20 protein-coding genes and 1 pseudogene are annotated in these 23,366 nt (G+C 69.2%); 13 read left to right on the top strand and 8 right to left on the bottom strand.

Annotated features, from left to right (window positions below; genetic code table 11):
* Positions 1-51: 51 nt before the first annotated feature.
* The 9 genes and pseudogenes from cheY to SK095_RS05430 all read left to right on the top strand — a co-directional run bounded on the left by cheY (position 52) and on the right by SK095_RS05430 (position 8,945).
* Entirely contained in the window at positions 52-441 is a 390-nt protein-coding gene (gene cheY, locus SK095_RS05465; RefSeq protein ID WP_320548162.1) for a chemotaxis response regulator CheY, read from the top strand.
* A gap of 21 nt (positions 442-462) precedes the next feature.
* Positions 463-1,146, top strand: a complete 684-nt coding sequence (gene cheZ, locus SK095_RS05460) for a protein phosphatase CheZ (RefSeq protein WP_320548161.1) — start codon at positions 463-465, stop codon at positions 1,144-1,146.
* Between the two features lie 39 nt (positions 1,147-1,185).
* Positions 1,186-1,821, top strand: a pseudogene (locus tag SK095_RS21710) (methyl-accepting chemotaxis protein); the annotation flags it as partial.
* Positions 1,822-1,845: 24 nt separating this feature from the next.
* On the top strand, positions 1,846-2,235 hold the full coding sequence (locus SK095_RS21705) for a CZB domain-containing protein (RefSeq protein WP_236574805.1): 390 nt from the start codon (positions 1,846-1,848) through the stop codon (positions 2,233-2,235).
* Positions 2,236-2,409: 174 nt separating this feature from the next.
* Entirely contained in the window at positions 2,410-3,576 is a 1,167-nt protein-coding gene (gene flhB, locus SK095_RS05450) for a flagellar biosynthesis protein FlhB (RefSeq protein WP_320548160.1), read from the top strand.
* Between the two features lie 50 nt (positions 3,577-3,626).
* The gene (gene flhA / locus SK095_RS05445; RefSeq protein ID WP_414153882.1) at positions 3,627-5,657 is read left to right on the top strand and encodes a flagellar biosynthesis protein FlhA; all 2,031 of its coding nucleotides are present in this window, start codon (positions 3,627-3,629) and stop codon (positions 5,655-5,657) included.
* Entirely contained in the window at positions 5,657-8,038 is a 2,382-nt protein-coding gene (flhF, locus tag SK095_RS05440) for a flagellar biosynthesis protein FlhF (protein WP_320548159.1), read from the top strand. The genes flhA and flhF overlap by 1 nt, the downstream gene beginning before the upstream one ends.
* The gene (locus tag SK095_RS05435) at positions 8,035-8,559 is read left to right on the top strand and encodes a hypothetical protein (protein WP_320548158.1); all 525 of its coding nucleotides are present in this window, start codon (positions 8,035-8,037) and stop codon (positions 8,557-8,559) included. The genes flhF and SK095_RS05435 overlap by 4 nt, the downstream gene beginning before the upstream one ends.
* Positions 8,553-8,945 carry a flagellar protein FlhE gene (locus SK095_RS05430; protein WP_320548157.1) on the top strand — a complete coding sequence of 131 codons (393 nt, stop codon included), beginning with the start codon at positions 8,553-8,555 and terminating at the stop codon, positions 8,943-8,945. The genes SK095_RS05435 and SK095_RS05430 overlap by 7 nt, the downstream gene beginning before the upstream one ends.
* 13 nt (positions 8,946-8,958) lie before the next feature.
* Here SK095_RS05430 and SK095_RS05425 read toward each other — a convergent pair whose 3' ends face one another.
* The gene (locus tag SK095_RS05425) at positions 8,959-10,647 is read right to left on the bottom strand and encodes a methyl-accepting chemotaxis protein (protein WP_320548156.1); all 1,689 of its coding nucleotides are present in this window, start codon (positions 10,645-10,647) and stop codon (positions 8,959-8,961) included.
* Positions 10,648-10,918: 271 nt separating this feature from the next.
* Here SK095_RS05425 and SK095_RS05420 point away from each other — a divergent pair, with 271 nt between their 5' ends.
* A complete protein-coding gene (locus SK095_RS05420) occupies positions 10,919-11,614 on the top strand; it encodes an RNA polymerase sigma factor FliA (protein ID WP_320548155.1) in 696 nt (231 codons plus the stop codon).
* 13 nt (positions 11,615-11,627) lie between these two features.
* Here SK095_RS05420 and SK095_RS05415 read toward each other — a convergent pair whose 3' ends face one another.
* The 3 genes from SK095_RS05415 to SK095_RS05405 all read right to left on the bottom strand — a co-directional run bounded on the left by SK095_RS05415 (position 11,628) and on the right by SK095_RS05405 (position 15,415).
* Positions 11,628-12,740 (bottom strand): GGDEF domain-containing protein, encoded by a 1,113-nt coding sequence (locus SK095_RS05415; RefSeq protein WP_320548154.1) that lies wholly within the window; start codon positions 12,738-12,740, stop codon positions 11,628-11,630.
* Between the two features lie 106 nt (positions 12,741-12,846).
* A complete protein-coding gene (locus SK095_RS05410) occupies positions 12,847-14,958 on the bottom strand; it encodes a putative bifunctional diguanylate cyclase/phosphodiesterase (protein ID WP_320548153.1) in 2,112 nt (703 codons plus the stop codon).
* Between the two features lie 10 nt (positions 14,959-14,968).
* On the bottom strand, positions 14,969-15,415 hold the full coding sequence (locus SK095_RS05405; protein ID WP_320548152.1) for an Hpt domain-containing protein: 447 nt from the start codon (positions 15,413-15,415) through the stop codon (positions 14,969-14,971).
* Positions 15,416-15,715: 300 nt separating this feature from the next.
* Here SK095_RS05405 and SK095_RS05400 point away from each other — a divergent pair, with 300 nt between their 5' ends.
* Genes SK095_RS05400 through SK095_RS05390 form a run of 3 tightly spaced genes read left to right on the top strand, consistent with a single transcriptional unit; the run spans position 15,716 to position 20,420 of the window.
* Complete coding sequence (locus SK095_RS05400) at positions 15,716-17,404, top strand: PilZ domain-containing protein (RefSeq protein ID WP_320548151.1); 1,689 nt, start codon at positions 15,716-15,718, stop codon at positions 17,402-17,404.
* Positions 17,401-19,401 (top strand): PAS domain-containing hybrid sensor histidine kinase/response regulator, encoded by a 2,001-nt coding sequence (locus SK095_RS05395; protein ID WP_320548150.1) that lies wholly within the window; start codon positions 17,401-17,403, stop codon positions 19,399-19,401. The genes SK095_RS05400 and SK095_RS05395 overlap by 4 nt, the downstream gene beginning before the upstream one ends.
* Positions 19,398-20,420: a two-component system response regulator gene (locus tag SK095_RS05390; protein ID WP_320548149.1), complete on the top strand. Its 1,023-nt coding sequence runs from the start codon at positions 19,398-19,400 to the stop codon at positions 20,418-20,420. The genes SK095_RS05395 and SK095_RS05390 overlap by 4 nt, the downstream gene beginning before the upstream one ends.
* On the opposite strand, the gene SK095_RS05385 is transcribed toward SK095_RS05390, so the two are convergent.
* The 4 genes from SK095_RS05385 to SK095_RS05370 all read right to left on the bottom strand — a co-directional run bounded on the left by SK095_RS05385 (position 20,401) and on the right by SK095_RS05370 (position 23,337).
* Positions 20,401-20,910: a hypothetical protein gene (locus SK095_RS05385; protein WP_136490530.1), complete on the bottom strand. Its 510-nt coding sequence runs from the start codon at positions 20,908-20,910 to the stop codon at positions 20,401-20,403. The two genes, SK095_RS05390 and SK095_RS05385, sit on opposite strands and share 20 nt — an antisense overlap.
* A gap of 128 nt (positions 20,911-21,038) precedes the next feature.
* Positions 21,039-21,299 (bottom strand): hypothetical protein, encoded by a 261-nt coding sequence (locus SK095_RS05380; protein WP_320548148.1) that lies wholly within the window; start codon positions 21,297-21,299, stop codon positions 21,039-21,041.
* Positions 21,296-21,499 (bottom strand): hypothetical protein, encoded by a 204-nt coding sequence (locus tag SK095_RS05375; protein WP_320548147.1) that lies wholly within the window; start codon positions 21,497-21,499, stop codon positions 21,296-21,298. The genes SK095_RS05380 and SK095_RS05375 overlap by 4 nt, the downstream gene beginning before the upstream one ends.
* Positions 21,500-21,612: 113 nt before the next feature.
* Positions 21,613-23,337 (bottom strand): flagellin, encoded by a 1,725-nt coding sequence (locus tag SK095_RS05370; RefSeq protein ID WP_320548146.1) that lies wholly within the window; start codon positions 23,335-23,337, stop codon positions 21,613-21,615.
* Positions 23,338-23,366: the final 29 nt, after the last annotated feature.

The following is a 23,366-nucleotide window of genomic DNA, read 5'->3' as shown; positions in this document are numbered from 1 at the left end:
CAGCTCTCGGCTGCCGATCATTCACCAGCCATCAAGATCGAGAGGATACAAATGGCCGACAAGAACATGAGCATGCTGGTAGTGGACGATTTCCCGACCATGCGCCGGATCGTGCGCAGTCTGCTCAAGGAGCTGGGCTTCAACAATGTGGAAGAAGCCGAGGACGGCCAGGATGCCCTCAACAAGCTGCGCTCGGGCAAGTTCGAGTTCGTGGTTTCCGACTGGAACATGCCCAACCTCGATGGTCTGGACATGCTCAAGCAGATCCGCGCCGACGAGAACCTCAAGCACCTTCCGGTGCTGATGGTCACCGCCGAGGCGAAGAAGGAAAACATCATCGCGGCCGCTCAGGCCGGTGCCAACGGCTATGTGGTCAAGCCGTTCACCGCCGCGATCCTTGAAGAGAAGCTCAACAAGATTTTCGAGAAACTGGGCAAATAACCGGCCCGGAGGAGACGGCTCATGAGCGTTGATGAACAGCACGCAGCTGGCAACTGGGACGTGGCGCCCGATGACCTGATCCAGCGCATCGGTCAACTGACCCGCATGCTGCGCGACAGCATGCGCGAGCTGGGCCTGGACAAGGAGATCGAGAAGGCCGCCGAGGCGATTCCCGATGCCCGCGATCGCCTGACCTACGTGGCGTCTATGACCGAGCAAGCCGCCGAGCGCGCGCTCAATGCCATCGATCGCGCCCAACCGCTGCAGGGCGAGCTGGCCAAGGGCGCTGGCGCCCTGGAGCAGCGCTGGGATGCCTGGTTCGCCAATCCGGTCGAGCTGGAGGAGGCCCGCGAGCTGGTCAGGGACACCCGTGCCTACCTGGCCGACGTGCCGCGCCAGACCCAGGCGACCCAGCGCGAACTGATGGAGATCCTCATGGCGCAGGATTTCCAGGATCTCACCGGACAGGTCATCAAGAAGATGAACGAGGTGATCCGCGAGATCGAGCACCAGTTGATCCAGGTGCTGATCGAGAGCGTGCCGGACGGCAGCGAGGCGATCATCCTCAAGCGCCTGGCCGAGAGCGAATGGGAGCCGGAAAAGAAGAAGAACCTGCTCAATGGTCCGCAGATCAAGCCGACCGCTGGCGATGCGGTGGTCAACCAGGATCAGGTCGACGACCTGCTCGACCAGCTGGGCTTCTGACAACTTCGATAGCGCGCAGGCGACTGCAGGGATACGGTGATGATATTCGCCAGCCGGAAACAGGCCGCCGAGCGTGAAGCGGCGGAGCAACAGGCCAGGAAACTGCTGGACGAGCTGCAGCAGCTGGAGCAGCAGCTGCAGGCCGCCGATCAGGCCAAGGATGGCCTGAGCCATGTGTATGCCAGCCACCTGAGGGGCAACGGCATGCTCGAGGTGGTGCGCCAGAGCATCGCCGAGCGCGCCGAGGCCCTGGTCGAGGAGCGCAGGGAGCTGGAGCTGCTGGACGACGTTTTCAGCGATGCGCGCACTGCGGTCGGCGCCCTGGACAGCCGTTCCCGGCGCATCAGCGAACATGCCGACAGCAGTGCCCGCAGCGCCGAGGTACTCGACCAGGCGGCCGGGGGCATCAAGGGGCTGGTGGAGAACATCCAGAAGATCACCGACCAGACCAATCTGCTGGCGCTCAATGCCGCCATCGAGGCGGCGCGGGCCGGCGAGGCCGGACGCGGCTTCGCCGTGGTGGCGGGCGAGGTGCGCCAGCTGGCGCAGCGCGCCGCCGTGGCCAGCGCGCAGATCGACGAGCTGGTGCAGGAGATCGTCGGCGAGATCGCCAGCATCCGCGCCGCTGTGCTGCTGACCCAGGACAGCGCCACCGAAGTGTCCGCCTCCTCGGTGCAGATCAACGAGGTTGTCGGCACGATGATCGAGCGTTCCGAGCATCTGCAGGGCATCATCCGCCAGACCACCACCACGTCCTTCCTCAATGCCACCAAGCTCGACCATGCGGTGTGGAAGAACCAGGTCTACCGGCACATCCACAATGCCGAGTTCGCTGCCCACCTGACCTGCCATAGCGAATGCCGCCTGGGCAAATGGTACTTCCAGGGCTATGGCGCCAGGCACTACGCCCAGCTGCACAGCTTCCAGGCGCTCGATGCGCCGCACCGCGAAGTGCACGAGGCCGGGCTGCGGGCCCTGCAGGCCGGCCAGGCGGGCGACACGGTGGCGATGCGCGAGGCGCTGGAGCGGATGGAGGATGCCAGCATGCAGGTGGTCGACTGCATCGACCAGCTGATGCGCCAGCTGTAGCGGCCAGGCGCCGCCCGGCCGCACCGGGGCCCGCCAGGGCATCCGGTGCCTGCCTGCGCCTGCCGCGCCGGATAAGCCGGGAAATTTCCGCTCTGTTTCGCCGATTGCCGCGGCACCCGCGGCCGCACAATGTCCCTTTGCCCGTATTGAGTCGCCGCAGGCGCGCACAAGGCCATGGCTGACGACAGCGATCAGGACGACAAGACAGAAGCGGCGACACCCCGGCGCCTGGAGAAGGCGCGCGAAGAGGGGCAGGTCGCCCGTTCCCGCGAACTGAGCACCTTCCTGCTGCTGGCCGGCGGGGTGGGTGGCCTGTGGGCGATGGGCAGCACGCTGTACGCCCAGCTCGGCCTGGTGGTGGAGCAGTCGTTCCTGTTCGAGCGCAGCGTCGCCTTCGACCCGGCGGTGATGGTCGCCCACTTCTGGAGCCTGGCCCAGCGCAGCCTGCTGGCGCTGCTGCCGCTGCTGATCCTGCTGCTGCTGATCGCCCTGGTGGCGCCGATGCTGCTCGGCGGCTGGCTGCTGTCGGCCAAGTCGCTGGCCCCACAGTTCTCCCGCCTCAACCCGCTCAAGGGCCTCAAGCGGCTGTTTTCCACCCACGCCCTGGCCGAGCTGGGCAAGGCGATCGCCAAGTCGCTGCTGGTCGGCGCGGTGGCGGTGCAGTTCATCTCCAGCCATGTCGGCGAGATGATGGCGCTGATGACCCAGCCGCTGCCGCAGGCGCTGGCCAATGCCCTGCAGCTGGCGGCCTGGGCCTGCGCGGTGATCGTGCTGACCCTGATCGTGGTGATCGGCATCGACGTGCCCTACCAGCTGTGGAGCCATGCGAAGAAGCTGCGCATGAGCAAGGAAGACCTGCGTCAGGAGCACAAGGAGTCGGAGGGCGACCCGCACGTCAAGGGCCGCATCCGTGCCCAGCAGCAGGCGGTGGCGCGGCGCAGGATGATGAGCAAGGTGCCGACCGCCGACGTGATCGTCACCAACCCGACCCACTATGCGGTGGCCCTGGCCTACCAGGAGGGCAGCATGGGCGCGCCCAGGGTGGTGGCCAAGGGCACCGAGCTGGTCGCCGCGCGCATCCGCGAGCTGGGCGCCGAGCATGGCGTGCCGCTGCTCGAAGCGCCGCCGCTGGCGCGCGCGCTGTACCGCCACGTGGATCTCGACAAGGAGATCCCCGCCGAACTCTACACCGCGGTGGCCGAGGTCCTGGCCTGGGCCTACCGCCTCAAGCGCGTGCGCGAGGAGGGCGGCGAGCTGCCCCAGACCCCGCACGACCTGCCGGTACCGGCCGAGCTGGCCGACCCGCCGCCGCGCGCCGCCAATGACGAGGAATCCCGATGAATGCACTGAGCGCCATGCTGGGGCGCGCCGGCCTGTCCGGCAAGGCCGACATGAAGCTGTTCGCCGGCCCGCTGCTGATCATCCTCATCCTGTCGATGATGATCCTGCCGCTGCCGCCGTTCGCCCTCGACCTGTTCTTCACCTTCAACATCGCCCTGTCGATCATGGTGCTGCTGGTCAGCATGTTCACCCAGAAGCCGCTGGACTTCGCCGCCTTCCCGGCGATCCTGCTGTTCACCACGCTGCTGCGCCTGTCGCTCAACGTCGCCTCGACCCGGGTGGTGCTGATGCACGGCCACGAGGGCGGCGACGCGGCGGGCAAGGTGATCGAGGCGTTCGGCCACTTCCTGGTCGGCGGCAACTTCGCCGTGGGCCTCGCCGTGTTCCTGATCCTGGTGATCATCAACTTCATGGTCATCACCAAGGGCGCCGGGCGCATCGCCGAGGTCGGCGCGCGCTTCACCCTCGACTCGATGCCCGGCAAGCAGATGGCCATCGACGCCGACCTCAACGCCGGCCTGATCGGCGAGGAGGAGGCGCGCCAGCGCCGCCGCGAGGTGTCGCAGGAAGCCGACTTCTACGGCTCGATGGACGGCGCCAGCAAGTTCGTGCGCGGCGACGCAGTGGCCGGCCTGGTGATCATGGCGGTCAACGTCATCGGCGGCCTGCTGATCGGCATGCTGCAGCACGACCTGCCGTTCGCCCAGGCGGCGGAAACCTACACCCTGCTGACCATCGGCGACGGCCTGGTGGCGCAGATCCCGGCGCTGGTGATCTCCACCGCCGCCGGTGTCACCGTATCGCGGGTCAACACCGACCAGGACGTCGGCCAGCAGATGCTCGGCCAGCTGTTCGCCAATCCCAAGGTACTGTGGCTGGCTGCCGGGGTGATGGGCCTGCTCGGCCTGGTGCCGGGCATGCCCAACCTGGTGTTCCTGCTGTTCACCGCGCTGCTCGGCGGCCTGGCCTGGTGGCTGGGCCGCCGCGAGGAGGAGCAGCAGCTGGAGAAGGTGATGAACCCCGAGCTGCCGCCGCCGGCCGAAACCCCGGAAGCCAGCTGGGACGACGTGCAACTGGTCGACACCCTGGGCCTCGAGGTCGGCCACCGGCTGATCCCGCTGGTCGACCACCGCCAGCAGGGCGAGCTGCTCGGCCGCATCAAGGGCGTGCGCAAGAAGTTCGCCCAGGAGGTCGGTTTCCTGCCGCCGGTGGTGCACATCCGCGACAACCTGGAGCTGGGCCCGAACACCTACGTGATCCGCCTCAAGGGCGTGGAGATCGGCCGCGCCGAGCTGCAGCCCGGCAAGTGGCTGGCCATCGATCCCGGCCAGGTCTCCGGCAAGCTGGAAGGCCAGGCTACCACCGACCCGGCCTTCGGCCTGCCGGCGGTGTGGATCGACCTGTCCCAGCGCGAGCTGGCGCAGGTCTACGGCTACACCGTGGTCGACGCCAGTACCGTGGCCGCCACCCATCTCAACCACCTGCTGCATCGCCACGCCAGCGACCTGCTCGGCCGCCAGGAGGTCCAGCTGCTGCTCGACCGCCTCGGCGAGGACAACAAGGCGCTGGTCGAGGAGGTGGTGCCCAAGGCGCTCAGCCTCACCACCCTGCAGCGCATCCTGCAGAGCCTGCTGGAAGAGGAGGTGTCGATCCGCGACCTGCGCACTATCCTCGACACCCTGGCCGAGCATGCCGGCGCGCAGGGCGATGCCCAGGATCTGGTCGCCGTGGTGCGCGTGGCCCTCGGCCGGGCGATCACCCAGCAGTGGTTCGGCGGCCAGGGCGAGCTGCGCGTGATCGGCCTCGACGCCGGTCTCGAGCAGGTGCTGGCCCAGGCCCTGAACAACGGCGGCGCGCTGGAGCCGGGCCTGGCCGGCAACCTGATGCAGCTGGCCGAGAACGCCCTCAACCGCCAGGAAGCCAACGGCGACGCGCCGGTGCTGGTGGTCCAGCACCGCCTGCGCGCGCTGCTGGCGCGCTTCCTGCGCCGCCGCCTGCGCCACCTGGTGGTGATGTCGCTGGCCGAGATTCCCGATGACCGCATGCTGCGCGTGACCAGCCTGATCGGAGGCAACAACTGATGAGTGTCAGACGTTTTGTCGGAGCCAACAGCCGCGAGGCGATGCGCCAGGTGCGCGCAGCCCTCGGCGAGGATGCCCTGATCCTGTCCAACCGCACCACCGCCGAGGGCGTGGAGATCCTCGCCATGGCCGACGACGAGCACCAGCGCCTGGTGCCCGAGCCGGGCGCCGTCGCGTCGGCCGCTGCGCCGGGGGCCGCCGCGCCGCGTCCGGCGCCGGCCGTCCAGCCGCCGGCCGTGGCGCCCGCGCCAGTCCCGCAGGCCGTGGCCGCCGAGGCGCGCCAGCCGGCACCGAGCTTCGCCGCCCAGCGCGCCGCCGCCTACCAGCGCACCCAGCAGGACAGCGCCGCGCCCGCACCGAGCGCGCCGCCCGCCGCCGCGCTGGACTTCGCCGCGCTCGGCGCGCGCCTGCTCGACGAGATGGCCGACATGCGCGCGCTGCTGGATCGCCGCACGGCGCCGGTCGCAGCGCCCGACAGCACCGCCGGGCGCCTGCGTCAGCGCCTGCTGCTGGCCGGCTTCGGCGCCCAGCTGGGCGACGAGATCCTCGCCGCGCTGCCCGCCGAACTCAACGACTGCGGCGCCGACGCCCCGGCCGTGCGCGCCTGGCTGGAGCGCCAACTGGCCGCGCGCCTGCCGGTGCCGGCCGACGAGAACGACCTGCTCGACACGGGCGGCGTGCTGGCGCTGGTCGGCCCCACCGGGGTCGGCAAGACCACCACCACCGCCAAGCTGGCGGCGCGCTACGTGATGCGCCACGGCAGCGGCCAGGTCGCCCTGCTCAGCACCGACAGCTACCGGATCGGCGCCCACGAGCAGCTGCGCATCTACGGCCGCCTGCTCGGCGTCGAGGTGCAGGCGCTGCCCGCCGAGGCGGCGCTGGACGCGGTGCTGGCCCAGCTGGCCGACAAGCGCCTGGTGATCATCGACACCATCGGCATGAGCCAGCGCGACCAGCGCCTGATCGGCCAGATCGCCCAGCTCGGCGGCGCCGGCCATGCGGTGCGCCTGATGCTGCTGCTCAATGCCGCCAGCCACGGCGACACCCTCGAGGAAGTGGTCTCCACCTACCAGCGCGCCGCCTGCGCCGCCGGTTCGCGCCTCGACGACTGCATCGTCACCAAGAGCGACGAGGCCGCGCGCCTCGGGCCGGTGCTGGACATCCTGATCCGCCACAACCTGCGCCTGCACTACCTGTCCTGCGGCCAGCAGGTGCCCGAGGACCTGCACCCGGCCGAGGCCGTGGCGCTGGTCCGTCAGGCGCTGGCGGCCAGCCAGGATTCGCCGTTCGTGGCGCCGACCACCCCGGCGGCGGCGCCCGCGCAGCGTCTGGAAGCGCTGTCGCGCGGCCTGCTCGGCCATGGCCGGGCGATGGCCGCGGCGCTCGACGGCCTGCGCCGCGAGGTGGAGGGCTTCGGCCTGCTCGAAGCGGCCTGGCAGCTCGCCGCGCTGCCGCGCAGCCTGCAGGGCGAGCGCCTCGCCGAGCTGCTCGCCGCCTGCCCGGTGGCGGACGCCGGCCTGCTGCTGTGGGGCCGCGCCGGCGCGCTGCCCGGGCAGACCTGGCAGATGCCGCTGCTGACCTTCTCCGCAGCCGGTCGCCTGCAGGCCCGGCCGTGGCTGGCCCACCAGCTGCCGGCCGGCGCCAGCGCACGCCTGGAGTGGGCCGCGCAGCAGTGGCCGCAGGCCGACCACCTGCTGGCCGGCGCCCCCGACGCTGTCACCCTGCGCGCCCTGGCCGCGCAGGGCAGCACCTGGCTGGCCGCCGCCAAGGGCAACAGCCGGGTCGACTATCTGGGCGAGCGCTATGCCCTGCAGACCCTGGCCGAGATCGCCATGCCGCAGGCCGGCCTCAGCTGCCGCCATCGCGGCCACGCCATGCAGCTCGACCTGGCGCTGCTCGACGTCGGTCTCGACGCCGGCCGCGAGCGTGGCCAGCACAGCGGCGCCTGGCCGCTGCAGGCCTGGTTCGGTCAGCTGCACGATCCCGACGGCGCGCGTCCGCCGCTGCAGCGCTTCTGGCTGGCCAGCAGCGCCCAGCCCGGCGAGCAGGGCCTGCGGCAACAGCAGCAGCTGCTGCTGCGCCAGCTGCAGTGCGACGACCTGCCGAGCCTGACCGGCCGCGCCTGGCTCAGCCTGGACAGCCTGTCCGGCAGCCTGCAGGCCGAGCTGCGCCTGTTCCTCGCCGCCGGCCTGGCCGCCACGGCCAGCCACTTGGAGCAGGCCGAGGGCGACTGGGCGATGGACGTGCGCGCCCAACTGCTCAGCCTCACCGGCGGCCGCCGCCAGCGCAGCACCCAGCAGCAGCTGGATGCCCTGCTGCACCTGCTGGCCGCGCGTGACACGCTGCGCCAGGTGGCCGGCAGCGCCGGCGTGCACGGATGACGGCAGGGGACCAGGCCGCCGGCCTGCGCCGCTGGGCCGAGCAGTTCGGCCGCGCCGAGGCGCCGTCCGCCGCGGCTCCCGCGCCCGCGCCGCAGGCGCCACCACGGCCCGAGGCCGAGCCGGCCACCCTGCTGGTGATCGGTCTGCCCGGTCCGCGCAGTGCACAGGGTCGCCGCGTGCTGGAGTGCCTGACGCGCTGGCAGGTCAACGGCCACCGCTGGGTCGGCGATCCGGCGCGCTGGAAGGTGGTGGCGCTGGAGGCGGACAGTCCGCATCTCGACGTGCTGGCCAGCCAGCAGCCGCGCTGGGCACTGTGGGTCGAGGACGACGCCGACGGCTTCCGGCGCTCCTTTCGCACCCTGCGGCGCCTGCGCGAACAGGGCGGGCCGCAGCGCCTGCTGGTCCTGCATGGCGGCATCGCCAGCCACGCCGGCCTGCTGCGCAACCTGCAGCAGGCTGCGGCGGCCTATCTCGACATGCAATTGCTGCTGCTGCCCGAGCAGGCGGGGGACGCGTGCTGAGGCGCGCCCTGGCGTTCGCCCTGCTGTTCGGGGCGGGCCTGGCGAGCGCCGATGGCGCTCCCGGCAGCTGGCAGGGCAGGGCGCCGGCCCTGCTGGTGGCGCGCAGCGACCAGCGGGTCTGTTCGCAGCCGATGCCGCCGCCGGCCCTGGCGGCCGGGCGGCGCCTGGCCAGCCTGGGCTGGCAGTTCGGCGTGGCGGCCGGCGCGCCGCTGCGCGCCTGGCTGTGTCACCCGCAGCAGTGCCTGGCGCTGCCCGGCAGCCGCGGCCGCAGCCGCGCCCTGAGCGGACTCGACGCCGGCCAGCCGCTGCAGCTGTGCTTCCGTCTCGACGAGGGTGGCCGGCCGCAGCGCATCGGCGACCTGCAACTGCTGGTGGAGTACCGCTGAGCCCGGCGTCGGCTCAGAAGGCTTCCCAGGCCTCCTCGGCTTCCACCGCACGCTGGCGTTGCGGTCGCGGCGGATTGCCGACGGCCGCCGGCGCCCTGGCGGGCGGGGCGGCATCCGGCTGCAGGCGTTCGCGCTGGCCGATCTGCAGGATGGAGATCGCCTGCGCCAGCCCGCGCACCTGCTCGTTGAGGTCGTGCGACACATGCCGGGCGTGCTGGACCATGCCGGCGTTCTTCTGGGTCACGCCGTCGAGCTGGACGATGGCCTGACCGATCTGGGCAATCCCCGCGCTCTGCTCGGCCGAGGCGCTGGAAATCTCCGCCATGATGTCGCTGACCCGGGTCACCGACTCGATGACCTCGTCGATCGCCTGCTCGCTGGCCCTGACCAGGCCGACGCCATCGTCGATCTCCTGGCTCGAATTGGCGATCAGCTCATGGATCTCCTTGGCCGCCGCGGCCGTGCGGCCGGCCAGCAGACGCACCTCGCTGGCCACCACGGCGAAGCCGCGGCCCTGCTCGCCGGCTCGCGCCGCCTCCACCGAGGCGTTCAGGGCGAGGATGTTGGTCTGGAAGGCGATGGCGTCGATCAGCGCGATGATCTCGCTCATCTGCCGCGAAGTGGCGGCGATCGACTCCATCTTGCTGACCATCCGGTGCATCACCTCGCCGCTCTCGCGCACCGAGCCGGAGGCCTGCTCGGCGAGCTGGTTGGCGTGGCGGGCGTTGCCGGCGTTCTGCTCCACGGTGGCGGTGATCTGCTCCATGCTCGCCGCGGTCTCCTGCAGCGAGGCGGCCTGCTCCTCGGTGCGCGCAGCCAGGGCGTGGTTGCTCTGGGCGATGTTCGCCGCGTCCTCGGCGACGCTGTGCATGCTGCGGTTCACGTCGAGGGCGATGCTCGACAGGCTCTTGCGCATGATGTCCATCAGCGGCCCCAGCTGGGCCAGCTCGCCGCGGCCGAGATCGGGCAGGCAGGCGCTGAGGTTGCCGGCGGCGATCTGCGAGTTGAAGCGCTTGGCTGCCTCCAGCGGCGCCAGGCTGGCGCGCACCGTGCGCCGGCCGAGCAGGCAGGGCAGTGCGGTGCCGCCGGCGAGCAGCGCCAGGTCGAGGCCCGGCACGGGGACATCCGTCATGCCGCTGCTCCGCCCCAGCCAGTAGCAGGCCGGCAGCAGCACGGCTACCAGAGCGCTGGTCGCCGCGCTGCCGAAGCCCAGGGAGGCCGGATTGATCCGCCCGAGCAGACCGGCCAGGCCGCTGCGGCGCAGCTCGCCGTCGACCAGCCGGTAGCCGTGTGCGCGGCCGCTGGCGAGCGCCTCGTACACGCGGTTGGCCAGGGCGATGGCCTGCGGCTCGGCGCGGGTGCGCACCGAGGCATAGCCGACCAGCTGGCCTGCCTCGAAATAGGGGGTGACGTGCGCCTGTACCCAGTAGAACTCGCCGTTCTTGCGGCGGTTCTTCACCAGCCCGTTCCAGGCGCGGCCGGCCTTGACCGTCGACCACAGGTTGTCGAATGCCTCGCGTGGCATGTCCGGGTGCCTGACGATGTTGTGCGGGGCGCCATGCAGCTCGTCCCAGGCAAACCCGCTGACTTCGATGAACGCCGGGTTGGCGTAGGTGATCTTGCCGGTCAGATCGGTCCTCGAAATCAGGAAGTCGTCCGGGCTGAGGGTGTATTCGCGGGAGCTGGAAGTGCGGATGTTCATGTACTCGATCACGGTGGCTGACACAGCCCGATTATGTGACGCGCGTCACATTGCTGGCGCTGACGCCGGTCAATTTTCTGTCGCCGGCAAATCGTGGAATAGTCGCGCTGGAGATCGACTATTCCGCGATTGGCCCGGCCCGCGCTGCGGTAACAATGGAACGTGGATTGTCGGAGCCGCTCGTGGGGAGCGCCGGCACGTCATCGGCAGTCGTCCGCCGCGCGGTGCGGACCACCGGCCGAATCGCTCGGACTGGCGCAGAGGCAGACGGATGTACAACGCACAAGGCAAGATCAGGCAGCGTGACCTCTTCGACGAGCATCTGCCGCTGGTGCGCCGGCAGGCGCTCAGCCTGCAGGTGCGCCTGCCGGCCAGCGTCGAGCTGGACGACCTGATCCAGGCCGGGATGATCGGTCTGCTCGATGCGGTGAATCGCTTCGATGCCGGCCAGGGCGCCAGCTTTGCCACCTTCGCCAGCCAGCGCATCCGCGGTGCGATGCTCGACGAGCTGCGCAGCCGCGACTGGGTGCCGCGCAGCGTGCGGCGCAATGCGCGGCTGCTCGACGAGACCATTCGCCGCCTCGAGCAGCAGCTCGGTCGCCCGCCCGAGGATCGCGAGATCGCCGCCGCCCTTGATGTCACTCTCGAGGAGTTCCACCACCTGCTGATGGACGCCAACGGCAGTCAGCTGGTCGCTCTCGACGAGCTGTCGGAAGAAGAGGGCGACAGCCTCTCGGCGGGGGCGCATGCCACGCCCCTGGCCGAATTGCTCGAGGGGCGCCGCCGCGCGGATCTGGTCAAGGCGATCGAGCGCCTGCCCGAGCGGGAGAAGCTGCTGCTCACCCTCTATTACCAGGAAGACCTCAACCTCAAGGAAATCGGCGCGGTGCTCGGTGTCAGCGAGTCGCGGGTCTGCCAGCTGCACAGCCAGGCCGTGGCCCGCCTGAGGGCCGCGCTGGCGGCCTGAGCCGCGCTACGGCTCAGCTGCGGGGCGTCGGGCTGGCTGCCTCGGCGGTCAGCGCATCGCCGAGCAGGATGCCGCCGCCGCTGCGCTTGGCCGCATACATCAGCTGATCGGCTCGGTGGATCAGCTCCAGGGCGTCCAGCCAGTGCTCCGGGCCGTTCTGCACGATGCCGATGCTCAGGTGGGGCGCATGGGCGCTGTCTGCCAGCCGTCGCAGCAGCCGCTCGGCGAAGCGGCTGGCGCCCTGCACGGTGCAGTCGGGCAGCACCACGCAGAATTCGTCGCCACCGTAACGGCAGCAGATGTCGTAGGTGCGGCTTTCCTCGAGCAGGATCGTGCCGATGGTGCACAGGACCGCATCGCCGGCCAGGTGGCCGGCACTGTCGTTGATCTGCTTGAAGTTGTCGACGTCGAAGTACAGCAGCGACAGCGGCTTGCCCGCGCGCTGCGCGCGTGGCAGCTCGTTGCCCAGGCTCTCCATGAGGAACCGCTGGTTGTACAGGCCGGTCAGCGAGTCCTGGCGGGACAGTTCCTCCAGCTCGCGGGTGCGCTCGGCGATCTGCTCCTCCAGCGACAGCGCGTGGCGAATGGCCTCGTTCCTGGCCGCCTCGACCTCGGCCAGCAGGCTGTGGATGTAGGTGTCGAAGACCAGGCCGGTATCGAAGTGGAACAGCTTGTCCAGCGCCTGCCGGGTGGCCTCGCGCAGGGGGCCGGCGCCCAGGTGGGTGTCGAGGACCTCGAGCAGCAGATGCTTGAGCAGGTGCATCGCCGCCAGAAAGTGCTTGGGCTCGATCGCCAGGCGCTTGTGGATCATGCCGATGTGCAGGCGGTCGTTGACGTACGCCGCGCCGTAGTCGCCGGAGAACAGGTCGCTGACGTAGCGGCTCAGTTCGCCGCGCAGGCGCCTGAGGGTGTCGGCATCGCCGATGATCTCGGCGACCTCCGCGATCTCGGTCTGCAGGCGGAAGAAGCGCCCCACCAGCTCGTCGGTCCGCGCGGCGATGCAGGGCCGGCAGGCGGCCAGCAGTTCGGCGTCCCTGGCGGTGAAGCCGAACAGTTCCTTGCGCCGGGCGATTTCCAGGTCATTGATGTGCATCCGCTGCGCCGGGCTGTAGTGCGTCGGATTCATGCGCTTACCTCGGCTGACAAGGATCGGGTGCGAGCAGGCGGCTTCCCATGCCGGGGGCCGCGCCGGCAATCGGCCGGCCTGGGGACGGATTGGGCGGCGGGCTGTTTCATGGGGCGGCCCTGCCGAGCGGCGGATGCGCGGGCGCAGCCTGCTCCCGGTCCGTCAGGCGTTCGAGGTAGAAGCGTTGCAGTTCCTCGGCGGGCATCGGCTTGCCGACCAGATAGCCCTGGATCTGGCTGATGCCGATGGCATCCAGGTAGTCCTGCTGGCGCTGGGTTTCGATGCCCTCGGCGATGGTGGTCAGGCCCATGCTCTGCGCCATGACGGTGACCGCGCGGACGATCGCCCGGTCGCTGGGCGACTCGACGATGTCCTTGATGAAGGCGCGGTCGACCTTGATCGCGTCCAGCGGAAAGCGCAGCAGATACTCCAGCGAGGAGTAGCCGATGCCGAAGTCGTCGATGGCGATCTGGAAGCCGCGCTCGCGCCACTGGCGCAGCTGCTCGACGGTAGCCTGCGGATCCTGCATGGCGGTGCTCTCGGTGATCTCCAGCTTGAGGTCGCGAGGACGGATGCCGGCCTCGTCCACGCACTGTTCGAGGATGGCCGACAGGTTGCTGTCCTGGAACTGGCGCGGCGACAGGTTGATGCTCATCTGCAGGCGGATGCCGGCGTCCTGCCAGCGGCGCAGCTGCCGGCAGGCGGTGCGCAGGATCCACTCGCCCAGCAGGTTGATCAGCCCCAGCTCCTCGAGTATCGGGATGAAGCGCGGGGGCGCCACCGGGCCGAGCTCGGGATGAGTCCAGCGCACCAGTGCTTCGACACCGACGATGCGGTTGTCGTTCAGGCGCAGTTGCGGCTGGTAGACCAGATGGAACTGCGCGAAGTGGTCCTCCAGGGCCGCGCGCAGGGCGAACTCCAGCTTCAGCTCGACGGCCTTGTTGGCGCTCACCGGTCTGGCGATGGCCAGCGGCTTGCCCTGCAGGCGGGCGTGCTGGCGGGCATCCTGGGCGGCCTGGATCATTTCCTCGGCGCTGCCGGCATGTTCGGGGAACAGGGCGATGCCGGCGGTCATCGAGACGAACAGGGTTTCCTCGCCGATGGTGATCGGCTGGCCGGTGCGGCTGAGGACCGCCTCGGTCTTGAGGCGCACCCGGCTCAGGTCGTTGTGCTGCACGAGCAGGGCGAACTCGTCGCCGTCCAGCCGGGCGATGCTGGTTTCCAGTGGCAGCACCTGGCGCAGGCTGTTGGCGATGCGCGCCAGCAGCTGGTCGCCGGCCTGCATCCCCAGGGCGTCGTTGATGCGGCCCAGGCGATTGATGTCGAACAGCACCATGGTCACGCCATGGCCCTGATGGCGGGCGCGCTCGATGGCAGCCTCGAGCTGGCGCAGGAACAGCTTGCGGTTGGGCAGGCCGGTGAGGCTGTCGTGCAGGGCCAGGTGCTGGACCAGCTGTTCGGTCTCGCGTACCTGGGTGAGATCCTGGAAGGCGCCCTCGAAGAGTTCGGGGTTGCCCGGGGAGGGGTGATGGGCGGCCACCAGGTGCACCACGCGCACGGTGTCCTGCGCTGCCAGCAGGCGGATCTCCTGATCGAGCCGGCTGCGCGCATCCCGGGCCACCTCCAGCGCCAGGGTCAGGCGCTTGCGGTCATCCGGGTGAGTGCAGGCGAGCAGGGCCTGGCGGTTGCCGAGCTGCCCGCCGTCCAGCCCGGTCAGCTCGGTCAGGTCCGCCGACCATTCCAGGCTGTCGTCCTCGGCATCCCAGGCCCAGAAGCCCATGCGGGCGATCTTCTGCGCATGTTCCTGGCGCAGACGGGTGCGCAGCAGCTCGCGATTGGTGCGACGGGCGCGCAGTGCGTGGCGTATCCGGGCGATCAGCAGCGGCCAGCTGATCGGCTTGCTGATGAAGTCGCTGGCGCCGGCCTCGAAGGCGTGCTCGACATCGACGCCCGCGTCCGCGGCGGTGAGCATGATGATCGGCGTGCCCTGTTCCGCTTCGAGCTGGCGCAGGGCGCGACAGGCGGCGAAGCCGTCGAGCCGCGGCATCATCACGTCCATCAGCACCAGGTCGGGGCTTTCCCGCTGGAACGCTTCGACGCCCTCCTGCCCGTCGGCGACCTCCAGGATGCGGAAGCCCTGGCGGACGAGGACCGACCGGATCAGTCGCCGTGTCGTGCTGTCGTCGTCGACGATGAGGATGGTTTCCAGCGTAGTCATGCGTTGCGCGTCACTCCGTGTCGAGGGAAGAAGGGCGAGCAGGCTCCCCGGCTGCTGGCAGGGGCTGCGCCAGGTAGCGCTCGGCCAGTGCCGAGCGCGTGGCGGCAGCCAGCGCCGCGAGGGAAGGAGCGTCGGCGGCCGGGATCGCCTGGTGCTGGCGGGCCTGCCACTCGATCCGCCGCGCCAGGTCCGTCAGCGCCAGGGCGCCCATGCTGCCGGCGCTGCCCTTGAGGCTGTGCGCCTGGTGGCGGATCGACTCATGATCGCCGCTGCGCAGGCTGAGCAGCAGGGTGGCGACCATGCCGGGCAGCTTGCCGCAGAACAGGGCGACCACCTCCTGCAGCTCCTCGCCCAGGATCGCGTCGAGGGTGTCGAGCAGGCTGTCGTCCAGCAGCGGCTGGTCGTCGGGCAGCGCACGGAGCGTGTGGCTGATGCTGGCGAGGGGGGTGTCTTTCATTCAACGTCGGCCTGGCGAGCTGGCTGATGCAGCCTGATATGTGACCTTCTTCACATATTATCGGTCGTTCGCAAGCGAACTTGAACCACCTGCGAAGCGCCGCCGCCGAGCAGATCCCCTGCAGGTGCCTGGGAGGGCTCCGGGAAGAGTCGTCGTTTCCATCCGCGCGGGAATCCCGGCTCCTGCCGTCGCGGCAGCGAGGGCAAGGGCCTTTCCGCGAAGTCCCTAAAGAAATCCTGCCGGTGGGCCGATACAGAGCGGTTGGGAAGTATTGCGCCGTTGACCAGTAGAGGCCTTGTGATGGAAGAGCAAATCGACACGCCCACCCGGATCGAACACCCCGGTGAGTGTCTGTCCCTGCTTGAAGGGCTCTGTCAGCCGGGTGGCGCCGCACTGCTGTTCGCGGCCCAGCCGGGACAGCCGCATCCGGTGGTGCTGATGGAGCTGGATCCGGAGGAAGGGCTGGTGATCGACATCAGCGCCACTCCGGAGCTGGCCGGGCGGATCGAGCGCAACGACCCCTTCCATCTGTGCGGCCAGGTCGACGGCGCCATGCTGCGCACCCCCAGCCTGAACGTGCTGGGGCGGTGCGAGGCAGCGGGGCGCGTGCAGTTCCTGTGCGCCTATCCGCAGTGGCTGGACCTGCTGCACCGGCGCAGTTCCTATCGTGCCGAACTGCACAGCGACATGCTGGTGGTGGTCGAGCTGCACCTTCATGGCGGCGAGCAGGTCCTGCGCGGCCGCCTGGTCAACCTGTCGCTGGGCGGCTGCCTGGTCGAGTTGCCGGCCAGGGAGGCGGTGCGCCTCGAGGGGCCGCAGGTGCTCGACCGGCTGGTGCTCGGCTTTCCCGGTGGCCAGCGTCTCGAAGTGCCCGCGCGGGTCTGTCACATGCACGGCGAGCTGGACTGGCAGAGCATGCGTTTCGGCTGCCAGTTCCTCGGCATCAGCGGCGACCAGGAACGGCGCCTGTGGTTGTACGTGCGCGAGATCGAGCGGGAGAAGGCCCGCGCCAGCCATAACGGCAACCGGGCCCTGCAGCCCTCGGCCCTGTTCATCCAGCGCGCGCCGCTGACGCAGGCGCTGCCGGCAGGCGGCAACCCGCTGCCAGGCAGCAGCATCGGCCGACGCCTGGGGCGGGTGGCGGCCTATCTGGACACCCAACTGATCAAGCTGCGCCACGGTGCGGCGGTCGACTCCAGGCAGCTGTCGCGCCACAGCGATCTGCTGCTCGAGCTGCTGGCGACCGACCGCGATTCCCTGCTGTTCGCCGTGCTGCACCAGCCCGGCGAGCCGCTGCTGGTGCAGCACGGCATCGCCCTGGCGGTGCGCATGGCGGACATGGCCCAGGCGCGCAACCTGCCGCGTCAGGCGACCAAGGCGATCGTCGCTGCCGCCCTGGTGCATGACCTGGGCAAGGCGCTGCTGCCGGTCGAACTGCGCCTGGCCAGGCATCTGGATGCCGGCCAGCGCCTGGCCTTCGGCAGCCATGTGGGCCTGCTGCGCGAGCGTCTGGACAGCTGCAAGTGGCTGGCCGGACCGGTGCTGGATGCCGTGGTGGGAGCGATCAACGAGCGCCTCGATGGCAGCGGCTACCCGCAGGCGGCTCCAGCCGAGCGTCTGGGCGAGCTGGCGCGCATGGCCACGGTGATCGATGTGGTCGACGCCATGAGCCGTCCGCGTGCCGATCGCCCGCCCCAGCCGATCGACGCCATCTACCGTCACCTGCTCGCCAGCACCGGCCAGTTCGACCCGCAGTGGAGCCAGCGCTACATCCGCCATTTCGGGCTGATCCCGGTCGGCAGCCTGGTGCGCTTCGGCAGCGGCCAGCTGGCCTGGGTGCGCCGCCTGGATCGCGAGGGGCAGGTGGGCCAGGTGCAGCTGACGGCCAGCCCGGCGCTCGATCCGCGGGGCAGCGGGCCGCTGCTCAGTGATGCCGAACTGAGCGGGCTGGGGCCGATCGAGAGTATCGTGCTGCCAGAGCTCGAATGATGGCCGGTGCCTGGCCGGGCGACCCACTGATTCTCATGGTGCTGGGCATCCTGGCGCTGGGGGCTCTGGCCGTGTTGCTGGACGGGTTGCGTATCGGGCGTCGGAACCCGGAGGGGCGCGACATGGAAGGCGCGTTCGCCGCCCCGGCTCATGCCAGCGACCCGGTCAGCCAGATGGCGGCCATCCACCGGGTCATGGCGGTGATCGAGTTCGACCTGCAGGGCCGCATACTCACCGCCAACCAGAACTTTCTCGATCTGTTCGGCTGCCGCCTAGAGGAGATCCGCGGGCAGCCGCACAGCATCTTCTGCCCGCCGGGAGTGGCGCACAGCCAGGACTATCAGGAGCTGTGGGAGCGCCTGCGGCGTGGCGAGCACGAAACCGGCGAATACCGCCGGCTGGCCCTCGACGGTCGCGAGCTGTGGGTCCAGGCCTCCTACCACCCGATCTTTCCGCCCGCTGGCGGGCCGGGCAAGGTGGTCAAGTTCGCCAGCGACATCAGCTTCCACCGCGAGATGGAGGCGGAGCTGCTCGAAGCCAAGGAGCGCGCCGAGCGGGCGGCGGCCGCCAGGAGCGCCTTCCTGGCCAACATGAGCCACGAGATCCGCACGCCGATGAACGCCATCATCGGCTTCACCGAGCTGCTGCTCGGCAGCCGGCTGGACGACACGCAGCGCCGCCACCTGCAGACCGTGCAGCACTCGGCCCGCTCCCTGCTGGCTCTGCTCAACGACATCCTCGATACCGCCAAGCTCGAACGCGGGGTGGTCGAGCTGGAGGCGGTCGACTTCTCGCTGCGCGAGCTGGTCGAGCGGATCTGCGCCCTGCTGCGCCCCAATGCGACGGCCAAGGGCCTGACGCTGTCGCTGCACTACGCGGCGGAGCTGGGCGAGGGCTTTCGCGGCGATCCGCTGCGCATCCAGCAGGTGCTGCTGAACCTGCTCGGCAACGCGATCAAGTTCACCCCGCAGGGCGAGGTGAGCCTGCATGTGCAGGCCGAGGGCGAGCAGGTGTGCCTGGCCGTGCGCGATACCGGTATCGGCATCGCGGCCGACCGCCTGCAGAAGATCTTCGAGCCGTTCGCCCAGGCTGACGCCTCGATGAGCCGCCGCTTCGGCGGCACCGGCCTCGGCACCACCATCGCCCGCCAGCTGGTGGAGCTGATGGGCGGCCGCATCGAGGTGCACAGCCGGCCCGGTGAGGGCAGCACCTTCCGCATCACCCTGCCGCTGCCCGCGGCGCAGGCGCTGCCGCGGCAAGCGGTGCCGAGCCTGCCGCACCTGCCGCCGCTGCACATCCTGGTGGTCGACGACGTTGAGCAGAACGTCGAGCTGCTGGCGCTCGGCCTGGGCCGCCTCGGCCATCGCATCGGCACCGCCCGCGACGGCGCGCAGGCCCTGGCGGCGCTGGCCGGCGGGCGCTTCGACCTGGTGCTTATGGACGTGCAGATGCCCGGCGTCGACGGCCTTGCCGCCAGCCGCCAGTGGCGCGCCCACGAGCAGGCCCATGGCCTGCCACGCACCCCGCTGATCGCCTTGACCGCCAGCGTGCTGGAGAGCGACCGCCTGGCCGCCCGCGAGGCGGGCATGGACGGTTTCGCCGCCAAGCCGGTGGAACTGGAGCGGCTGCTGGACGAGATCGTCCGCGTCACCGGGATTGCCCCCGCCCAGGCCGGCGTGGAGCCGGGTGCTGCGTCCATGGCCGTTGCCGCCTGTCCGCTGGCAGACAGCTGCCGGGCGACGGCCTGCACGTCTGCCAGTTGTCCGCTGGTCGAGGTGCCGGTGCTGCTCGAGCGCCTGGCGCGCGTCTGGCGCCGCGGCGAACTGGACGACTTGGCGTTGCGCCAGCTGCTCGCCAGGCTCGACCCGCAGGGCAACTCGGCCAGCCTGGCCGCCCTGGTGGGTGCAGTAGACGAATTCGAATTCGACCGGGCCCTGCAGCTGCTGGAAGTGCTGCGGAGCCGGCTGGAGACATTGCCCGAGGGCCAGCCAGCATGACCACCGACATCGCCGAACGACGCCAGAAACTCCTCCTCGTCGATGACGAGCCGAGCAACCTGCAGGTCCTGCGGCATATCCTGCAGGACAGCTACCGCCTGCTGTTCGCCCGCGACGGCGACAAGGCCATCGAGCTGGCCGGCCGCGAGCAGCCCGACCTGATCCTGCTCGACGTGATGATGCCGGGCATGACCGGCTACCAGGTGTGCCGGGCGCTCAAGCGCGATCCGGCGACCCGCGCGATCCCGGTGATCTTCGTCACCGCCCTGACCGATACCGACGACGAGGCCGAGGGCTTCGAGGCCGGCGCGGTGGACTACATCACCAAGCCGGTCAGCCCGCTGATCGTCAAGGCGCGGATCCGCACCCACCTGTCACTGGTACGCGTCGACGAGCTGCGCGAGACCCGCCTGCAGATCGTCCAGCGCCTGGGCATGGCCGCCGAGTACAAGGACAACGAGACCGGCCTGCACGTGATCCGCATGAGCCACTATTCGCGCCTGCTGGCGCTGGCCGCCGGTCTCGGCGAGGCCGAGGCCGAGGACCTGCTGCACGCCGCGCCGATGCACGATGTCGGCAAGATCGGCATCCCCGACGCCATCCTGCGCAAGCCCGGCAAGCTGGATGCGGACGAGTGGAGCGTGATGCGCGAGCACTCGCGCATCGGCGCGAAGATCATCGGCGAACACCCCGGTGGGCTGCTCAGGATGGCGCACAACATCGCCCTCTGCCATCACGAGAAGTGGGACGGCAGCGGCTATCCCCATGGTCTGCGCGGCGAGGCGATTCCGCTGGAGGCGCGCATCGTGGCGATCGCCGACGTGTTCGACGCGCTGACCAGCGAGCGCCCGTACAAGAAGGCGTGGAGCGTGGAGGAGGCGGTGGCGCTGATCCGCAGCGAGGCGGGCCGTCACTTCGAGCCGCGGCTGGTGGAGCTGTTCATCGACCGCTGCCTGCCGCAGGTGCTGGAGGTCAGGGAGCTGTGGAAGGAGCTCGAGGTCAGCTGCGCATCAGCCTGAGCATCTCCGCCTCGGCCTTCCACAGCTTGTCGTACAGCGTGGCGGCGGCCTTGCTGGCGGCCGGCGGCACTTCGCTGGTGATCTTGAAGCGATGCTCGCGGGTCAGGCCGATGGCTTCGCCGAGCAGCGCCATCACCTCCAGCGGCAGCACCGCGCCATGGCGGGCCAGGTATTCGCCGAGCGCGGTGTCGATCTTGGCGAAGTCGTAGGCGATCTCGTTGCATGCCGCCTCCCACGCCATGCCGGGGAAATGGAAGGTCGGCAGGAACTGGCGCAGCAGCGCCACCAGCGCCGAGGTGGCCTCGAGTTCCTTGTCCAGCAGCAGCGCCGCCTTGCGCGCCTGCAGTTCCAGCCCGCGGTCCTGTTCGCGGCGTACCCGCTCGGCCCATCGGCGACCGATCCAGCCGGCGAGCAGCAGGGTCAGCAGGCTGCCGGCGACGATGGCGGCGAAAAGGACGATGGCGATTTCCGTGGTGGCGCGCAGTTCCATGATGGGGCTCGAAACAGGGGAAGGGAGCGGTACGTGCAGGCGAATTCCTGCGGTGTCAAAAAGTTATCGTCAGAGAGGTGACGAACTTTAGGGCATTGTTCGGGAATGTGGCAGGTCCTTGAGATCGCTCACTGGTACGGCCCAATCGACAGTTTCTGCTGGGCTGGTGCGGTGGGCAGTGCATGTGCCTGACGCTGCAGAAGAGCCTTGGCCTGCAGTTCGTGCAAGGCCAGGTAGTCCTCTTTCATCTGTGCCTGCAGGCCGTAGTCCTCGAAGCGCTGCAGCAGGTGGGCGATATCGGCGAGCAGTCGGTCGAGTTCGTCGATCACTCGCTGCTGGTCGGCGGCGCTCAGCTCGGCCGGTGTCGCGACCGCTGCCGGGGTGTTCACGCGAAAGTGTTGATCTGCGTGCCTAGAGCGCCCTCGGTGGCCAGCTCGACAGCCGGCCTGGTCGATTGCAGCAGCTGCTGCACCGAGGCGGCTTCGGCCTGCACGGCCTTCTTGAAAAGCAGCGCCTGCTTTTCCTGTTCGCCTTGCACCTGTTGCATCTGCAGGGCGCTGTTGACGGTGGCGTTGACGGAAATATCCATGGCTGGGGCTCCTTGCGGTGCAGTTCAGAAAGAAAAAGGCGCCAAGAAGGCGCCTTTTCCATGGGCTGGAGCTGGCGGGGAAGCGCGGCGCGCCACGCTTTCCCATCCAACCATCAGCGCAGCAGGGACAGCACGCCCTGCGGCAGCTGGTTGGCCTGAGCCAGAACCGAGGTGCCGGCCTGCTGCAGGATCTGCGCGCGGGTCATGTTGCCCACTTCCACAGCGTAGTCGGCGTCCTGGATGCGCGAGCGAGCGGCGGTGATGTTGGTCTCGTTGGTGCTCAGGTTGGTAATGGCCGACTCGAAGCGGTTCTGCACGGCACCCAGGTCAGAGCGCAGGGCGTCGACCATTTTCAAGGCCTCGTCCAAGGTTTCCAGCGGGTCTTCGGTCTTGGTGCCGGCGGTAGTGGCATCAAGAGTGAACTCATCGTCGGTATTTTTGTAGACCAAAGCGCCATCGGTTGCAGTTACCTTGCCGTTGGCCTGCAGCACATAGGTTTCAGTCGTGTTAGTGGTCACGCCGCCGGTGGTAGTGGTTGCGTTGTTGCTGAGTGAGCCGCCCTCTACGTACACTGCGCCGCCGCCGTCAGTAACGGCGCCGCCTGTCGCTGCGGTGCCGGCTGCTACGGTATAGCCTGTGCTGGTCGTATAGCCGGCAACATTTGCGAGGGTGGTTAGTTGAGCTGCGCCAATCTTGCCGGCAACATCGAATACGTTACCGGTTGCGGTGTCTGCGGTCAGGACGGTGTCGCCCGACTGGATGGTGCCGCCGGTACCGGTGGCGTTGTTACTCATGCTGCTGGTGAGGTTGGTCAGTGTGGCGGCGGGCGGGGCGCCTGCAGTGTTCTTGGTCAGGTTGCCACTGGTGTCGAGGTAGAGCGTGGCGCCGTCGTCGGCGGCGGTGATGTTGCCATCGCTATCGATGAGGATGTCCTGACTGGTGCCGCCGATGGTGACGGTGGCTGCCTTGATGTCACCGGCTGCGGGTTTCAAGTTGTTAATGACATCGGTATTGCCAACATCTGCCAGGGCGAAACCGAAGGAGCCGCTGCCGTCGCTGGTAAATGCGGCGGTCTTGTTCGTCGAGCCGAAACCAACGTTGACGGTGCTGGCGGTGGTGACGGTATCGCCAGTGGTAAGGCTGGCAATCACGTCAGCGGAAGTGGCTGCCGCGTTGTTGGTTGTCACGACAGGGGTGGTGACGGAGGTGGTCTTGGTGTAAGTCTGAGCGCCGCCAGCAGGGTCAAGTGTGCTGAAGCCTGCCAGTACCAGGTCATCCTTAGTGGCTGCGGCGTTGGCAATCTCGGCCTTGCCATCTACGTTGAAATTGCTTAGGCCCAGGCTTTCGGCATTGATTTTGCCCAGGTTGATTTTGATGGTCTGACCGTCATTGGCACCGACCTGAATGCTGACCTCTTGGTCTTGCGCCAGCACTTTGACGCCGTTGAAGCTGGTTTCTTCAGAGATGCGGTTGATCTCGTTCAGGCGCTGGCCGATCTCGTTCTGGATCGAGCCCAGGTCTTCGTCGGAGTTAGTGCCGTTCTGAGCCTGCACGGCCAGTTCGCGCACGCGCTGCAGGTTGTCGTTGATCTGGTTCAGTGCGCCTTCGGCGGTCTGGGCGACGGAGATGCCGTCGTTGGCGTTGCGCTGGGCCTGGGCCAGGCCGCGAACCTGGGCGGTCATGCGGTTGGTGATCGCCTGGCCGGCGGCGTCGTCCTTGGCGCTGTTGATGCGCAGGCCGGAGGACAGACGCTCCATGGCGGTGGTCAGGGAGCTCTTGGAGCTGGTCAGGTTCTTCTGCGCGATGACAGAAGTGATGTTGGTGTTGATCACGGACATGGAGTGACTCCTTGCTGTTCAAGTTGGTG

It is taken from the genome of Pseudomonas sp. AN-1 (genome assembly GCF_034057115.1).
In the GTDB taxonomy this organism is placed as follows: domain Bacteria; phylum Pseudomonadota; class Gammaproteobacteria; order Pseudomonadales; family Pseudomonadaceae; genus Geopseudomonas.
The sequence above is the reverse complement of the archived record's forward strand: the minus strand, read 5'-3'. Positions and strand labels throughout refer to the sequence as shown.

Coding starts and splice junctions, on each gene's coding strand:
- cheY (WP_320548162.1), top strand. CDS start 52: ATGGCCGACAAGAACATGAGCATGCTGGTAGTGGACGATTTCCCGACC.
- cheZ (WP_320548161.1), top strand. CDS start 463: ATGAGCGTTGATGAACAGCACGCAGCTGGCAACTGGGACGTGGCGCCC.
- SK095_RS21705 (WP_236574805.1), top strand. CDS start 1,846: ATGATCGAGCGTTCCGAGCATCTGCAGGGCATCATCCGCCAGACCACC.
- flhB (WP_320548160.1), top strand. CDS start 2,410: ATGGCTGACGACAGCGATCAGGACGACAAGACAGAAGCGGCGACACCC.
- flhA (WP_414153882.1), top strand. CDS start 3,627: ATGAAGCTGTTCGCCGGCCCGCTGCTGATCATCCTCATCCTGTCGATG.
- flhF (WP_320548159.1), top strand. CDS start 5,657: ATGAGTGTCAGACGTTTTGTCGGAGCCAACAGCCGCGAGGCGATGCGC.
- SK095_RS05435 (WP_320548158.1), top strand. CDS start 8,035: ATGACGGCAGGGGACCAGGCCGCCGGCCTGCGCCGCTGGGCCGAGCAG.
- SK095_RS05425 (WP_320548156.1), bottom strand. CDS start 10,647: ATGAACATCCGCACTTCCAGCTCCCGCGAATACACCCTCAGCCCGGAC.
- SK095_RS05420 (WP_320548155.1), top strand. CDS start 10,919: ATGTACAACGCACAAGGCAAGATCAGGCAGCGTGACCTCTTCGACGAG.
- SK095_RS05415 (WP_320548154.1), bottom strand. CDS start 12,740: ATGAATCCGACGCACTACAGCCCGGCGCAGCGGATGCACATCAATGAC.
- SK095_RS05410 (WP_320548153.1), bottom strand. CDS start 14,958: ATGACTACGCTGGAAACCATCCTCATCGTCGACGACGACAGCACGACA.
- SK095_RS05405 (WP_320548152.1), bottom strand. CDS start 15,415: ATGAAAGACACCCCCCTCGCCAGCATCAGCCACACGCTCCGTGCGCTG.
- SK095_RS05400 (WP_320548151.1), top strand. CDS start 15,716: ATGGAAGAGCAAATCGACACGCCCACCCGGATCGAACACCCCGGTGAG.
- SK095_RS05395 (WP_320548150.1), top strand. CDS start 17,401: ATGATGGCCGGTGCCTGGCCGGGCGACCCACTGATTCTCATGGTGCTG.
- SK095_RS05390 (WP_320548149.1), top strand. CDS start 19,398: ATGACCACCGACATCGCCGAACGACGCCAGAAACTCCTCCTCGTCGAT.
- SK095_RS05385 (WP_136490530.1), bottom strand. CDS start 20,910: ATGGAACTGCGCGCCACCACGGAAATCGCCATCGTCCTTTTCGCCGCC.
- SK095_RS05375 (WP_320548147.1), bottom strand. CDS start 21,499: ATGGATATTTCCGTCAACGCCACCGTCAACAGCGCCCTGCAGATGCAA.
- SK095_RS05370 (WP_320548146.1), bottom strand. CDS start 23,337: ATGTCCGTGATCAACACCAACATCACTTCTGTCATCGCGCAGAAGAAC.